Origin of the sequence: Dactylosporangium sp. NPDC006015 (genome assembly GCF_040614215.1) — a bacterium.
In the GTDB taxonomy this organism is placed as follows: Bacteria; Actinomycetota; Actinomycetes; order Mycobacteriales; family Micromonosporaceae; genus Dactylosporangium; species Dactylosporangium maewongense.
The window spans coordinates 68120-82310 of record NZ_JBEXUD010000028.1; the positions used below are offsets into that span (position 1 = coordinate 68120).

13 protein-coding genes are annotated in these 14191 nt (G+C 71.7%); 8 read left to right on the forward strand and 5 right to left on the reverse strand.

Annotation, left to right across the window (positions count from 1 at the left end):
• The first annotated feature begins 167 nt into the window (after positions 1–167).
• The 4 genes from argS to thrC are packed head-to-tail and all read left to right on the forward strand — an operon-like array spanning position 168 to position 5550.
• Positions 168–1826, forward strand: coding sequence for an arginine--tRNA ligase (gene argS, locus ABZ321_RS37230; RefSeq protein ID WP_354900233.1), 1659 nt, complete (start codon positions 168–170; stop codon positions 1824–1826).
• A 4-nt stretch (positions 1827–1830) separates the two neighbouring features.
• Positions 1831–3216, forward strand: coding sequence for a diaminopimelate decarboxylase (gene lysA, locus ABZ321_RS37235; protein WP_344510352.1), 1386 nt, complete (start codon positions 1831–1833; stop codon positions 3214–3216).
• An 8-nt stretch (positions 3217–3224) separates the two neighbouring features.
• Positions 3225–4496: a homoserine dehydrogenase gene (locus ABZ321_RS37240; RefSeq protein ID WP_344510461.1), complete on the forward strand. Its 1272-nt coding sequence runs from the start codon at positions 3225–3227 to the stop codon at positions 4494–4496.
• A 4-nt stretch (positions 4497–4500) separates the two neighbouring features.
• The gene (gene thrC / locus ABZ321_RS37245) at positions 4501–5550 is read left to right on the forward strand and encodes a threonine synthase (RefSeq protein WP_344510350.1); all 1050 of its coding nucleotides are present in this window, start codon (positions 4501–4503) and stop codon (positions 5548–5550) included.
• A 142-nt stretch (positions 5551–5692) separates the two neighbouring features.
• On the opposite strand, the gene ABZ321_RS37250 is transcribed toward thrC, so the two are convergent.
• The 3 genes from ABZ321_RS37250 to ABZ321_RS37260 are packed head-to-tail and all read right to left on the reverse strand — an operon-like array spanning position 5693 to position 7977.
• The gene (locus tag ABZ321_RS37250; RefSeq protein ID WP_344510348.1) at positions 5693–5905 is read right to left on the reverse strand and encodes a hypothetical protein; all 213 of its coding nucleotides are present in this window, start codon (positions 5903–5905) and stop codon (positions 5693–5695) included.
• Between the two features lie 11 nt (positions 5906–5916).
• Positions 5917–6750 carry an SPFH domain-containing protein gene (locus ABZ321_RS37255; RefSeq protein WP_344510346.1) on the reverse strand — a complete coding sequence of 278 codons (834 nt, stop codon included), beginning with the start codon at positions 6748–6750 and terminating at the stop codon, positions 5917–5919.
• 30 nt (positions 6751–6780) lie between these two features.
• On the reverse strand, positions 6781–7977 hold the full coding sequence (locus ABZ321_RS37260) for an MFS transporter (protein WP_354900236.1): 1197 nt from the start codon (positions 7975–7977) through the stop codon (positions 6781–6783).
• Between the two features lie 47 nt (positions 7978–8024).
• Here ABZ321_RS37260 and thrB point away from each other — a divergent pair, with 47 nt between their 5' ends.
• The 3 genes from thrB to ABZ321_RS37275 all read left to right on the forward strand — a co-directional run bounded on the left by thrB (position 8025) and on the right by ABZ321_RS37275 (position 11709).
• Positions 8025–8966, forward strand: a complete 942-nt coding sequence (gene thrB, locus ABZ321_RS37265) for a homoserine kinase (RefSeq protein ID WP_344510342.1) — start codon at positions 8025–8027, stop codon at positions 8964–8966.
• A gap of 291 nt (positions 8967–9257) precedes the next feature.
• Entirely contained in the window at positions 9258–11456 is a 2199-nt protein-coding gene (rho, locus tag ABZ321_RS37270; RefSeq protein WP_354900238.1) for a transcription termination factor Rho, read from the forward strand.
• A gap of 61 nt (positions 11457–11517) precedes the next feature.
• Entirely contained in the window at positions 11518–11709 is a 192-nt protein-coding gene (locus ABZ321_RS37275) for a DUF2945 domain-containing protein (RefSeq protein ID WP_354900240.1), read from the forward strand.
• Here the strand turns inward: ABZ321_RS37275 and ABZ321_RS37280 are convergent.
• A complete protein-coding gene (locus tag ABZ321_RS37280; RefSeq protein ID WP_344510336.1) occupies positions 11706–12608 on the reverse strand; it encodes an AAA family ATPase in 903 nt (300 codons plus the stop codon). The genes ABZ321_RS37275 and ABZ321_RS37280 overlap by 4 nt on opposite strands.
• Positions 12608–13666, reverse strand: a complete 1059-nt coding sequence (locus tag ABZ321_RS37285; protein WP_354900242.1) for an RNA ligase — start codon at positions 13664–13666, stop codon at positions 12608–12610. The genes ABZ321_RS37280 and ABZ321_RS37285 overlap by 1 nt, the downstream gene beginning before the upstream one ends.
• 231 nt (positions 13667–13897) lie before the next feature.
• Here ABZ321_RS37285 and rpmE point away from each other — a divergent pair, with 231 nt between their 5' ends.
• On the forward strand, positions 13898–14119 hold the full coding sequence (gene rpmE, locus ABZ321_RS37290; RefSeq protein ID WP_344510332.1) for a 50S ribosomal protein L31: 222 nt from the start codon (positions 13898–13900) through the stop codon (positions 14117–14119).
• The last annotated feature ends 72 nt before the right edge of the window (positions 14120–14191 follow it).

A 14191-nucleotide genomic window follows, 5' to 3' on the forward strand; every position in this document is an offset into this window, starting at 1 on the left:
TCGCAACGCTCAGCGTGGTGCTCGCTCATCGGGCCTCGTCTGGTCAACGGTCGGGGGTCGGGCGGGACGCGCGGTCGGTCAATACCGCCGGAGCGGCCGTCCCGCATTGTGACCAGCAGAACGGGCCTCCGCCAAGTACCGGAGTCTACCCCCGATAGCATTTGTCGGTGACTCCCGCTGAACTCGCCGTAGCAGTCCTCGAAGCCGCCCGGGCGGCGCTTACCGAGCGTGACCTCGACGCGTCCGTTCTTCCTGCGACGACCAGCGTGGAGCGACCGCGAAACCCGGAGCATGGTGACTATGCGTCGAATGTCGCCCTGCAGTTGGGCAAGAAGGTCGGGCTGAGCCCGCGCGACCTGGCCGCCGCCGTCGCGAAAAACTTGCAGGAAACTCCCGGGATCGATGCCGTGGAGATCGCCGGACCGGGTTTTCTCAATATCCGGTTGTCGGCGGCCGCCGCCGGTGAGCTGGCGCGGATCGTGGTGGAGGCGGGCCGCTCGTACGGGCGCGGCGAGACCCTCACGAAGGAGAAGATCAATCTCGAGTTCGTGTCGGCGAACCCCACCGGGCCGGTCCACCTGGGCCACACCCGCTGGGCCGCGGTCGGCGACGCGCTCGGCAGGATCCTGTCCGCGGCCGGCGCGGACGTGACCCGCGAGCACTACATCAACGACGCGGGCGTGCAGATGGCCAGGTTCGGCGAGTCGGTGCAGGCCGCGGCCAACGGCCAGCCGACGCCGCCCGACGGCTACCCCGGCGAGTACATTCAGGACATCGCACGGCAAATCGTCCGGGAAAATCCGGACATCCTCGACAAGGACCAGGCGGAGCAGGCCGCAGCCTTCCAGCAGGAGGGCTACACGGCGATGCTCAAGGAGATGCAGGACAGCCTGGAGCGCTTCGGCGTGCACTTCGACGTCTGGTTCTCCGAGAAGACCCTGCACGACGGCGGCGCGGTCGAGCACGCCCTCGACGAGCTGCGCAAGCAGGGGCACATCTTCGAGGCCGACGGCGCGATCTGGCTGCGCACCACGGACTTCGGCGACGACAAGGACCGGGTGCTCATCCGGTCCAACGGCGAGAAGACCTACTTCGCCGCCGACGCCGCGTACTACATCAACAAGCGCGAGCGGGGCTTCGACCGCTGCATCTACATGCTGGGCGCGGACCACCACGGGTACATCGGGCGGCTCAAGGCGATCGCGGCGTGCGCCGGCGACGACCCGGAGCGCAACATCGAGGTGCTGATCGGCCAGCTGGTCAGCCTGCTGCGCGGCGGTGAGCCGGTGCGCCTGAGCAAGCGCGCCGGGACGCTGATCACGCTCGACGAGCTGATCGAGGTCGTGGGTGTCGACGCCGCGCGGTACTCCCTCGCGCGCTCCTCGACCGACTCGCCGCTGACCTTGGACATCGAGGTCATCACGCGGCAGAAGAACGACAACCCGGTCTTCTACGTCCAGTACGTCGGCGCCCGCACCGCCTCCGTCGCCCGGAACGCCGCCGACCTCGGGCTGCACCGGACCGACACGTACGACCCGGCGCTGCTCGTGCACGAGAAGGAGCTCGACCTGCTCAAGGCGCTCGGCGACTTCCCGGCCGTGGTCGCGACCGCGGCCGAGCTGCGGGAGCCGCACCGCGTGGCACGCTATTTGGAGGAGCTCGCGGGCGCCTACCACCGCTTCTACGACAACTGCCGGGTGCTGCCGCAGGGCGACGAGCCGATCTCCGAGACCAACCGGGCCCGGTTGTGGCTCAACGACGCGACGCGTCAGGTCATCGTCAACGGGCTCGACCTGCTCGGCGTCTCTGCACCGGAACGGATGTAAGCCAATGCGCGCACATGAAGCCGGAGCGCTGCACGGGGAACTGGGCTTCAGCGGCCCGTCCTGGCTGCGCACCCCCGACGACGTCAACGCCCTCGTCCCGCAGTTGTGGCCGAAAACGGTCAAGCGAACGCAGGACGGCGCGATCGAGGTCGGATCGGTAGATATCCGAAAGATCGCCGACGAGCACGGCACCCCCGCGTACATCTTCGACGAGGCCGACTTCCGCGAACGCTGCCGGAAGTTCAAGGAGGCCTTCGGCGGCGCCGAGGTCTTCTATGCCGGCAAGGCGTTCATCGCCACCCACATCGTCCGGATCCTTGTCGAGGAGGGCCTCTCGCTCGACGTCTGCACCGGCGGCGAGCTCGCGGTGGCGCTCAGGGGCGGCATGCCGCCGGAGCGCATCGGCCTGCACGGCAACAACAAGTCCGTCGCCGAGCTGACCAGGGCCGTCGAGGCCGGGGTGGGCCGGATCATCGTCGACTCGTTCGACGAGATCGAGCGTCTGAGCGCCATCGCCAAGCGCACGGGCACCCGGCCGAAGGTCATGGTCCGGGTCACCGTCGGCGTCGAGGCCCACACCCACGAGTACATCGCCACGGCGCACGAGGACCAGAAGTTCGGCTTCTCGCTGTCCGGCGGCGCCGCCGCCGGCGCCGTCGACAAGATCCTTGCCGAGGACAGCCTCGACCTGCGCGGCCTGCACTCGCACATCGGCTCGCAGATCTTCGACACGTCGGGGTTCGAGGTCGCCGCCCGGCGGCTGCTGTCGCTGCAGGCGCAGATCAACGAGCAGCACGGCGTCGAGCTGCCCGAGCTGGACCTCGGCGGTGGGTTCGGCATCGCGTACACCACCCAGGACACGCCGGCGGAGCCCGCCGACCTCGCGGCGAACCTGATGCGCATCGTCAAGCAGGAGTGCGCGGCGCTGCACCTCAGCGTGCCCCACCTGTCGATCGAGCCGGGCCGGGCGATCGTCGGACCGGCGATGTTCACCCTCTACGAGGTCGGCACGGTCAAGGACGTCGACGGGATCCGCGCGTACGTGAGCGTCGACGGCGGCATGAGCGACAACATCCGCACGGCGCTCTACGACGCGGCATACTCCGCGACCGTGGCGGGCCGGTCCTCCGCCGAACCGCCGATTCTCGCCCGCGTGGTGGGAAAACATTGCGAGGCCGGGGACATCATCGTGAAGGATGAGTTCCTGCCGGCAGACGTTCAGGCCGGAGATCTTCTTGCGGTGCCGGGCACAGGGGCCTATTGCCGCAGCATGGCGAGCAACTACAACCACGTCCCCCGTCCACCGGTCGTGGCGGTGGTTGACGGGGAATCGCGGGTGATCGTCCGCCGGGAGACCGAGGACGACCTGCTCAACTTGGACGTGGGGTGACCATGAGTGTGAAGGTGGCGCTGCTTGGCTGCGGGACGGTCGGCGCGGAGGTCGTCCGGCTCCTCCACGAGCACGAGCGGGACCTGACGGCCCGCATCGGCGCGCCGCTGGAGCTCGTCGGGGTCGCCGTGCGGCGCGCCGGCCGGGCCCGCGACCTGCCGATCGACCCGTCGCTGTTCACCACCGACGCGCTCGGCCTGGTGAAGCGCGACGACGTCGACGTGGTCGTCGAGGTCGTCGGCGGCATCGAGCCGGCCCGCACGTGGCTGCTGGAGGCGCTGCACGGCGGCAAGAGCGTCGTGACGGCCAACAAGGCGCTGCTCGGCGAGGACGGCGCGACCCTGCACAAGGCGGCCGCCGAGGCCGGCACCGACCTGTACTACGAGGCGTCCGTCGCCGGCGCGATCCCGCTGCTGCGCCCGCTGCGCGACTCGCTGCACGGCGACCGCATCACCCGCGTCACCGGCATCGTCAACGGCACCACCAACTTCATCCTGTCCTCCATGGACAGCACCGGTGCCGGCTTTGCCGAGGCCCTCGAGGAGGCGACCGCGCTCGGGTACGCCGAGGCCGACCCGACCGCCGACGTCGAAGGCTTCGACGCCGCCGCGAAGGCCGCGATCCTCGCGTCGATGGCGTTCCACACCCGGGTCACCGCCGCCGACGTGCACCGCGAGGGCATCACCGAGGTCACCGCCGCCGACATGGCCAGCGCGAAGGCGATGGGCTGCACGATCAAGCTGCTGTGCATCGCCACCAAGCTCGACGACGCCGTCTCCGTGCGCGTCCACCCGGCGATGATCCCGCGGACCCACCCCCTCGCCGGCGTCGGCGACGCGTTCAACGCCGTCTTCGTCGAGGCCGAGGCCGCCGGCCAGCTCATGTTCTACGGCCGCGGCGCCGGCGGCGCGCCCACCGCGAGCGCCGTCCTCGGCGATCTGGTGGCCGTGTCGCGCAACCGGCTCGCCGGCACCCACGCCGCCTCCGAAAGCGCGTATGCCGACCTTCCGGTCCGTCCGATCGGCGACGCGCTCACCAGGTATCACATCTCGCTGGACGTCGCGGACAAGGCAGGCGTCCTCGCCGCCGTCGCGGGCGTCTTCGCCAAACACGGGGTCAGCATCGCGACCGTCAACCAGTCGGGCCGCGGCAACCAGGCCGTGCTGGTCATCGTCACGCACGCCGCCGCGGACCGCGCCCTCGCGGCCACCGTCGCCGAACTGCGGGCCCTGGACATCGTTCGCGCCGTGGCGAGCGTCCTGCGTGTCGAAGGGGAGTAGCGCCATGTGGCGTGGATTGATCGAAGAGTTCCGCGACCGGTTACCGGTCGGACCACAGACTCCGGTGGTGACCCTGCACGAGGGCAACACGCCCCTGCTGCCCGCGCCGGAGCTGTCGTCGCGGACCGGCTGCGACGTGTTCCTCAAGGTCGAGGGCGCCAACCCGACCGGCTCCTTCAAGGACCGGGGCATGACGGTGGCGGTCTCCAAGGCCGTCGAGGAAGGTGCGAAGGCGATCATCTGCGCCTCCACCGGCAACACGTCGGCGTCCGCGGCCGCGTACGCCGCCCGCGCCGGCATCACCTGCGCCGTCCTCGTCCCCACCGGCAAGATCGCCCTCGGCAAGCTCGCCCAGGCCCTCGTGCACGGCGCCCGCCTCCTGCAGGTCTCCGGCAACTTCGACGACTGCCTGGCGCTCGCCTCGAAGCTCTCCCTCGACTTCCCGGTCTCCCTGGTCAACTCGGTCAACCCCGACCGCCTCCAGGGCCAGAAGACCGCGGCGTTCGAGATCGTCGCCGGCCTCGGCGACGCCCCGCACATCCACTGCCTGCCCGTCGGCAACGCCGGCAACATCAGCGCCTACTGGATGGGCTACCAGGAGGACCACGCGGCGGGCAACGCCAGCCGCCGCCCGCGCATGTTCGGCTTCCAGGCTTCGGGCGCCGCCCCGATCGTCAACGGCGCCGTCGTCCGCGAGCCGTCGACGATCGCCACCGCGATCCGCATCGGCAACCCCGCCTCCTGGACCAAGGCCGTCGACGCCCGCGACGAGTCCAACGGCGTCATCCAGGCCGTCACCGACCGCGACATCCTGCAGGCCTACCGCCTGCTGGCCCGCTCGGTCGGCGTCTTCGTCGAGCTCGGCAGCGCCGCCTCCGTCGCCGGCCTGCTGCAGGCCAGCGCCCAGGGCCTGATCGAGCAGGGCCAGACGATCGTCTGCACCGTCACCGGCCACGGCCTGAAGGACCCCGAGTGGGCCATCTCGACCGCCCCGGCCCCCACGACGATCCCCGCCGACGCCCTCGCCGCCGCGAAGGCCCTCGACCTCGCCTGATCCTTCTTCATGGCCAAGGTCCGCGGTGGTGCGGACCGCGGCTCCCGCGGTCTCCGGGCCGGGGCCCAGCTTGCGCCGGGCCCTGGCCCTCTCCGTCCGCGTCCACTTCCCTCATGATCCGGAAGACCTTGTGCACCCCTGGCTACACGGACTCTTCCGGATCATGGGAAACGGCGTCGGTGTCGTCGCCGGGAGCGGGGGAGGAGCGGGGCGGCCGGCCGGCCTGGCGCAGGGCCAGGCGCAGGGCGAACTCGATCTGCGCGTTGACGCTGCGCAGATCGTCCGACGCCCAGCGGGCCACGGCGTCGTAGACCTGCGGGTCGAGGCGCAGGAGCAGCTTCTTGCGTTCGGCCACGAGCGGGGACCTCAGCTGTACAGCGAGCCGGTGTTCACGACCGGCTGGACGTTGCGGTCGCCGCAGAGGACGACGAGCAGGTTGGCCACCATCTGGGCCTTGCGCTCCTCGTCCAGCTCGACGACCTCCAGCTCGCGCAGGCGGTCCAGGGCGCTCTGCACCATGCCGACCGCGCCCTCGACGATTTTGAAGCGGGCGCCGACGATGGCGCTGGCCTGCTGGCGGGCGAGCATGGCCTGGGCGATCTCCGGGGCGTACGCCAGGTGGGTGATGCGCGACTCGAGCACCTCGACGCCGGCGAGGGCGGCCCGCTCGCTCAGCTCGACCGTGAGCTCCTCGCTGACCGCGGTGCCCTCGCGGAGGCTGGTGCGGCCGTCGTCGTGCGTCTCGTACGGGTAGCTTGTCGCCAGATGCCGGACGGCGGCCTCGGCCTGGACGGCGACGTACGAGATGTGGTCGTCGACGCCGAAGGACGCCTTGAACGTGTCGACGACGCGCCAGACGACGACGGCGGCGATCTCGACGGGGTTGCCGTCGGCGTCGGAGACCTTCAGGCGGGCGGTCTCGAAGTTGCGCACCCGGAGCGAGACGCTGCGCTTCGAGCTCAGCGGGACGGTCCAGTGGAAGCCGGCGGTGCGGATCGTGCCGACGTAGCGGCCGAAGAACTGCACGACCCGCGACTGGTTCGGGTTGACGACGGTGAAGCCCGTCATGAGCAGCACGGCGGCCGTGGCCGCGACGGCGACCAGCACGCCGGTGTGGTCGACCGCGGCCGCGGCGCCGACCGCGGCGACCAGCACGAGCAGGATCAGGAACCCGGACACGCGGAACGCACGTCGCTCCATGACAGCCTCCCAGCTATCGAAGTGATATCACTACGATACCGCAAAGCGGAGCCGCCTGGTGACCACCGTCCAGCCGGCCGCGTAGACGAGCGTCACGGCGCCGCAGATGGCGGCGAGCAGGCGAGGATCGGCCCGGTCGATGAACGCGCCGACGATCAGCTGCGACGCAGCGACCGACAGCAGCGCGAGCATGACGTCGGTGGCGAAGATGCGGCCCCGCAGCGCGTCGGGGATCTCGGCCTGCAGCGCGAAGTTGGACATCGTCCAGTTGCCGCCGCCGGCCAGGTGCGCGAGGGTGACGCAGGCGAGGACCAGCGCGAACCAGGGTGCGGCGCCGACGGCGAGGTACATCAGCCCGAAGAGCGACATCGACACCGCCATGCCCGGCAGCAGCCACGAGGGGTGGCTGAGCACCCGCCGCAGCACGAACGGGCCGACGAGCGCGCCGAGGCCGCGCGCCGCGAAGAGCAGCCCCACGCCCGTCGAGCCGAACCCGTGCGCCGCGGCGAGCAGCGGGAAGGTGGTCAGCACGCCGTTGCCGAGGCCGGCCGCCGCCTTGACCGTCACCAGCGAGGCCACCCGCGGGCGTTTGCGGATGTACCGCAGCGCCTCCCCGATCTCCGGCTTCGCCGTCGCGACGGTGACCTGCAGCGGCCGGTGGACGCGGACGATCTGGACGGCCGACAGGAAGCACAGGGCGCTGGAGAGGGCGAAGCACCAGTACGGGCCGACGACGGCCGACGCGATGCCGCCCAGCGACGCGCCGACGACGAGCGTGGTGCCCCAGGCGGCGCCGGACAGCGCGTTGGCGGTGGGCAGGTCGTCGGCGTCGACGACGTTGGGCAGGGCGGCCGAGGCGGCCGGGACGAAGAACGCCTTCGCCACCGCGATGACGCCGATGAACAGCACCGCCAGCCACGCCGCCGCCGCGGTGCGCACCAGCAGCAGCGCGAGCGTGGCGACGGCCATCGCGATCTCCGCAGCGATGAGGATCCTGCGGCGGTCGAACCGGTCGGCGATGACCCCCGCGTACGGCTGCAGCAGCGCGATCACGCCGACGTCGGCGGCCAGCACGAGCGCGCCCCACAACCCGGAGCCGGTCAGCTGCAGCAGCAGGGTGAGCAGCGGGATCTGCACGAACCAGTCGGCGCCGAGGCCGATCAGGTCCGCCGTGAACAGGCGGCGGAAGTCGCGGTTGCGGACCAGGATCGACAATGTGGGCGGCACCGGCCCACCCTAGGGGGTGCCGCGACGGGCGTGATCTCATTATTGGTATGGCCCTGCTGTCCACTCCGGTCACCGTCCGCGTGCCCGCGACGAGCGCGAACCTGGGACCCGGCTTCGACGCGCTCGGGTTGGCCCTGTCGCTGCACGACGAGGTCGAGGCGCGGGTGACCGGCCACGGGGTGACCGTCGAGGTGATCGGCGAGGGCGCCGGTGAGCTGCCCGGCGACGAGACGCACCTGGTCGTGCGGGCCATGCGGCGGGTGTTCGACGAGCTGGGGGAGCGGCCGGCCGGGCTGGCGCTGCGCTGCAACAACCGCATCCCGCAGGCCCGCGGCATGGGCTCGTCGTCGGCCGCGATCGTGGCCGGGGTGGTCCTCGCCCGGGCGCTGGTCAGCGACGGCGCGGAGCGGCTCGACGAGCAGGGCCTGCTGCGCATCGCCGCCGAGCTCGAAGGGCACCCGGACAACGTGGCGCCGTGCCTGCTCGGCGGGGTGACGATCGCCTGGACCGAGGATGCCGGTGCCGCCGCCGTACGGGTGGATCCCGCCGCGCCGGTCCGGCCGTTCGTCTTCGTGCCGGAGTCGCGCGGGCTGACCGAGGTGGCCCGGGCCGCGCTGCCGGCGACCGTGCCGCACGCCGACGCCGCGCTCAACGCCGGACGGGCCGCGCTGCTCGTTCATGCGATCACCGTCGATCCGTCGCACCTGTTCGCGGCCACGGAGGACCGGCTGCACCAGGGATATCGGGCGCCGTCCATGCCCGGCAGTGCGGACCTGGTCGCGTCGCTGCGGGCCGAGGGCGTCGCGGCCGTCATCTCGGGTGCGGGGCCGAGCGTCCTGGCGCTGACCGGCGACAACTGGACGCCCTCCGCGGTGCCCGGCTGGCGGGTGCTGCCGCTCGATGTCGATCTGGTGGGTGCCCTCGTCGGTGTTGACCTGGTATGGGGTACGCTGGAACACGCCGATCGGGACCCTGTTGCCGCTGGCTAGCCGAGTTGTTTACTCTCTAGTCCTACAGCAGCCGCTCCGTGCGGCGATCTCATGCGGGGCGGCGTGCTCCGATTTCCGTGGCACCCCTTTGCGCACGCCCGGCCGCCAACCCGCGTTTCCAGTGATCGCGCGCGCACGGCTGGGTCAGGCCGCAGATGGTGGCGCCCGGCTCACCGCACAGCGCTGCAACACCTCCCGCACCGCTGCCAGGCAGCGAGGTGGGAGCCCCCGGGCCGCCCGGCCACCGTGTCTCGTCTCCGGGCATCCCGGCCTAACGAGGGAAGGAATCCATTGAGCGACACCACCGACGTCACGTCGGATGTCTCGAGTGACCGCGCCGCGGTCGAGACCGACGGCGCCGAAACCGGGGCGACGCGTCGGCGCCGCTCTGGCACCGGGTTGTCCGGCATGCTGCTGCCTGAGCTGCAGAGCCTGGCCGCCTCGTTGGGCATCTCCGGCACCGCGCGGATGCGCAAGGGTGAGCTGGTGACGGCCATCCAGGAGCGTCAGTCCGGCGAGTCCCGCCCGGCGCCCGCCGCCGCGGCTGCCGAGCAGGCCGCTCCCGCCGTCACCGGTCGGGTCCGTGCCGGGGCGCGTGCCGCGGCGCGCGCCGCCGAGCCGTCGGAGCAGGACTGGCCGTCCGCCACCCAGGGCGCGGCCGAGGCACCCGTCACGCGTTCCCCTCGCCGGGCCACCCGGGCCGCCGGCCCGCCGGAGCCGCGCGCGACCGCCGCCACCGAGGCCCCCGCGACCGCCGCCGAGCAGGCTCCGGCCGCGGTGGAGAAGGCCGCCGAGCCGGCTGCCGAGACCACCGAGCGCCCGGCTCGCACCCGTTCGCGCGCCGCCGCCTCTGCCACGGCCGCCGAGCGCACGGAGCGCACGGAGCGCACGGAGCGCACGGAGCGGGCCGACCGCACCGAGCGGGCCGAGCGCGGTGACCGGACCGAGCGCGCCGAGCGCACGGACCGCGCCGAGCGGGCCGAGCGGAGCGAGCGCACCGACCGCGCCGAGCGCACCGACCGCGCCGAGCGCACCGAGCGCGGCGACCGGACGGAGCGGGGTGAGCGGACCGAGCGCACCGAGCGGGCCGAGCGCAACGACCGCGGCGACCGCACCGAGCGCGCTGACCGCAACAGCGGCGCCGACCGCAGCGGTGGCGAGCGCACCGACCGCGCCGGCGGCGACCGCAACCAGCGCGGCAGCTTCAACGACGAGGACGGCGACGACGACGGCACCGGCCGCCGCGGCCGCCGCAGCCGCTTCCGGGACCGCCGCCGCGGCCGTGACCGCGACGGCGAGGTGCAGCCGACCGGCGCCGCGGGCGCCCGCGGTGGCAACGAGCCGCAGGTCAGCGACGACGACGTGCTCGTGCCGGTCGCCGGCATCCTCGACGTGCTCGACAACTACGCGTTCGTGCGGACCACCGGCTACCTGTCCGGCTCCAACGACGTGTATGTCGCGATGTCGCAGGTCAAGCGCTACGGGCTGCGCCGCGGCGACGCCGTGACCGGTGCCGTGCGCCAGCCCCGCGACGGCGAGCAGCGGCGCGACAAGTACAACCCGCTCGTGCGCCTCGACACGGTCAACGGGATGGACCCGGAGGAGGCCAAGCGCCGCCCCGAGTTCTACAAGCTGACCCCGCTCTACCCGCAGGACCGCCTGCGGCTGGAGACCGAGCCGCACATCCTCACCACCCGCGTCATCGACCTCGTCATGCCGATCGGCAAGGGTCAGCGGGCGCTCATCGTGTCGCCGCCGAAGGCCGGCAAGACGATGGTGCTGCAGTCGATCGCCAACGCGATCACCCGCAACAACCCGGAGTGCCACCTGATGGTGGTCCTGGTCGACGAGCGGCCCGAAGAGGTCACCGACATGCAGCGGTCGGTGAAGGGCGAGGTCATCGCCTCGACGTTCGACCGGCCGCCGACGGACCACGCCACGGTCGCCGAGCTGTCGATCGAGCGGGCGAAGCGCCTCGTCGAGCTGGGCCACGACGTCGTCGTGCTGCTCGACTCGATCACCCGGCTCGGCCGCGCATACAACAACGCGTCGCCGGCGAGCGGCCGCATCCTGTCCGGTGGTATCGACTCGACGGCGCTCTACCCGCCGAAGCGGTTCCTCGGCGCGGCCCGCAACATCGAGAACGGCGGCTCGCTGACGATCATCGCCACCGCGCTGGTGGAGACCGGCTCGACCGGTGACACGGTCATCTTCGAGGAGTTCAAGGGCACGGGCAACGCCGAGCTCAAGCTCGACCGGAAGATCGCCGACCGGCGCATCTTCCCGGCGATCGACATCGACCCGTCCGGCACCCGCAAGGAAGAGATCCTGCTGGCGCCCGACGAACTCGCGATCGTCATCAAGCTGCGCAAGGTGCTGCACGCGCTCGACTCGCAGGAGGCGCTCAACCTGCTGCTGGACCGGCTGAAGAAGACCCGGACCAACGTCGAGTTCCTCATGCAGATCGCCCAGACCACACCGGGCGAGTAAGGCGACCATTCGAAAGCCCCCGTGGACGTGATCCACGGGGGCTTTCGGGTACCTGTACACCATGAAACGAGGCGACAAGGTGCGCTGGCGGTCGCACGGCAAGACCGTCAACGGCACCGTCATCCGCAGGGTCACCGGCCGCACGCAGGCCGCCGGCCGGACCGTCGCCGCTTCCGAGCGCGAGCCGCAGTTCGTGGTGCGGAGCGACAAGACCGGGCGCGAGGCCGTACACAAGCCGGAAGCGCTGAACTAGAAGTTGCCCTCCGCGACCTGGAAGACGGTCAGGCCCAGGGCCCGCCACATCCGGACCACCTGCTGACGGTCGTCGAAGACGCCGACCACGTGATACCGGCTGCGGATCTCCTTGTCGAAGATCTCCTGCTTCACGATGCTGTCGCGCCGCTGGTCGCCGGTGACACGCATGAACAGGCCCGCGTACGGGACGCCGACGTGCTCGTCCAGCCACGCCGCCGTGTCGTCGCGGCAGTCGTCGGTGCGGCCGCTGCAGTACACGATCTCGTGCCCCGCCGCGTGCATCGCCCGGACCGCCGCGATCACGGGCGCGTTGGGCAGGTCGGTGCGGACCCGGCTGACGTCGTACGGGCTGCGGTCGGCGATCAGCGCGACCGTGCCGTCGATGTCGACCAGCACCACCCGCGGCGCGTCCGGCGGCGGCTCGTACGTCACACCGGGGTCGGTGTCGAGCACCGGCAGCGACAAGGGCAGGGCGCGGCCCGCCAGGTACCGCTGATGCATGGACCGGATCGCCTCCTCACCGACGTGACCGGGGCCCTCGCGCAGGGCGTCGCGCCGGACGCACTCGTCGACGGGCACGTCGGTGAAGTCGCGCACGGTGAAGGCCGCGCCGTGCTTCGCCGCCAGCTCCGCCAGCTCGCGCACGACCCGGGACCGCAGGTTGGTGTCGTCGCACACGACGTCGGCGCCGCCGAGCAGCAGCGCGTCGATCGCGGCGTGGTGCGCCTGCGTGACCTCCTTCTCGGCCCGGCCGCGCAGCGTGTCGTCGGCGACCCGGCCGCCGTGCATCATCGCGCGGAGGTCGTCGCGGTTCACGCGGACCAGCCCCGCCTGCTCACGCGCCCAGGTGGTCTTGCCCGAGGCGGGCAGCCCCCGGGTGATGGTCAGCGACGCCATCAGCTCTCCTCCGTCACCATGGGCCGGACCCGCTGCCAGAGCAGGCCCCGGTAGTCCTTGTCGTCGAGGCGCAGGAACAGGCAGCTGCGCGCCGGGTGCTTCGCGACCGCGAGCGCGAACTCCTTGCGCCCCCAGCCGTCGGGCAGCGTAGCGACGGTCGCCTCGTACGCCGACTCGACCTCGGCCGCGAGCGCCGCCGCCTCCTCGCGCAGCCCGTCGGCGATTCTCGTGGCCCACCCGTGGAACTCGTCGGGCAGCGGCTCCAGCAGCGCGTCGAGCGTGCCGGCGCCGGCGGCCTCCCACACGACCCGCGCGTTGAGCCCGGTCACGATGCGGTGCAGCCGCACGTACTCCGAATACTTGATCTTCAGTCTGGTGTCGGTGCCGGTGAAATGCACGACGAGGCCCTCGCGGTTGTCGCGCGGCGGCGCGGCGAGCGCGTCGGCGAGCGTCGCGTGGTCGAACGTGTCGACGACCGGGCCCGGCCAGCCGGGCACCACCTCCGGGCCGTGGCTGCGGCCCGTGGCGATCTCGACCGCGCCGAGGAGCACGAGGTCGTCGAGGCCGTCGTAGTCGAGCACGATCCGGTTCGACGGGTAGATGATCTCCACCAGCACTGTGAGGCCCTCCGGCGGCGTGAAGCGGCCGGCGTACCGCCGGCGGAACAGCGCCGTCGCGTGCCGCGCCTGCTCCGAGTCGAACGAGCCGCGGGTCGCGAACGCCCAGCCGTCCGGGGTCGGGTACATGATGCCCAGCGAGCCGTCGGCCTTGTCGGTGACGCGCACCGGACCGTCGAAGTCCATCTCGGGCACGCCCGGCTGGCCGTGGTTGAAGAACTTCGTGAACGGCCGCGCCAGGACCATGCCGGTCTCGGCGTGCGCGACGAGGCCCCGGCACGCGAGCGTGGCCGCGTTCCAGACGTTCTCGTACTGCGCCTTCTCGGTGTAGTTGTGGATCAGCAGGGGCAGCGAGGGGTGGCGCTGGGTGCGCACGAAGCCGCCGCCGGCCATCTCGGCCAGCAGCGCCGGGTCACACAGTGCGTCGATGTGAAGGCTCATAGCACGGGCCAGGGTAGGTGAGCCGTGCTCGCCTTATTCGCGTGTACTTGGGTGCAGCGCGGTTACCATGCTTCGCTCGCTTCGGCGGCGGGAATGCCGGCGGGGGGAGTGGCGTTACAGACACCGGTTGAGGTGCCGTGACCCGGTCATGGCAGACTTGACCGACGGCCAGACCAGGTTCCGGTTCACGCCATACGGCGACCCGGCGACCACGACGAAAGGACGGCGGCCATGAAGCCGGACATCCACCCGCAGTATGCGACCACTGAGGTCACCTGTTCCTGCGGCAACGCTTTCACCACCCGCAGCACCGCCAAGGGCGGCACGATCCACGTGGAGACGTGCTCCGTCTGCCACCCGTTCTACACGGGCAAGCAGCGTGTGCTCGACACGGCCGGCCGGGTCGCGAAGTTCCAGCAGAAGTACGCGAAGGTCCAGGCCAAGAAGGCCTAGCTGCGCCTCCGGCGCCCGCACCACCTCTGTCTGGCACGGGGGTCGGTGCGGGCGCCGACTTCGTCTTTGGCC

Bases quoted from the DNA above. Each gene is read 5' to 3' on its own strand.
- ABZ321_RS37285 (WP_354900242.1), bottom strand. From the start codon at position 13,666: ATGAGCCTTCACATCGACGCACTGTGTGACCCGGCGCTGCTGGCCGAG.
- lysA (WP_344510352.1), top strand. From the start codon at position 1,831: ATGCGCGCACATGAAGCCGGAGCGCTGCACGGGGAACTGGGCTTCAGC.
- ABZ321_RS37280 (WP_344510336.1), bottom strand. From the start codon at position 12,608: ATGGCGTCGCTGACCATCACCCGGGGGCTGCCCGCCTCGGGCAAGACC.
- rpmE (WP_344510332.1), top strand. From the start codon at position 13,898: ATGAAGCCGGACATCCACCCGCAGTATGCGACCACTGAGGTCACCTGT.
- ABZ321_RS37255 (WP_344510346.1), bottom strand. From the start codon at position 6,750: ATGGAGCGACGTGCGTTCCGCGTGTCCGGGTTCCTGATCCTGCTCGTG.
- ABZ321_RS37275 (WP_354900240.1), top strand. From the start codon at position 11,518: ATGAAACGAGGCGACAAGGTGCGCTGGCGGTCGCACGGCAAGACCGTC.
- thrB (WP_344510342.1), top strand. From the start codon at position 8,025: ATGGCCCTGCTGTCCACTCCGGTCACCGTCCGCGTGCCCGCGACGAGC.
- thrC (WP_344510350.1), top strand. From the start codon at position 4,501: ATGTGGCGTGGATTGATCGAAGAGTTCCGCGACCGGTTACCGGTCGGA.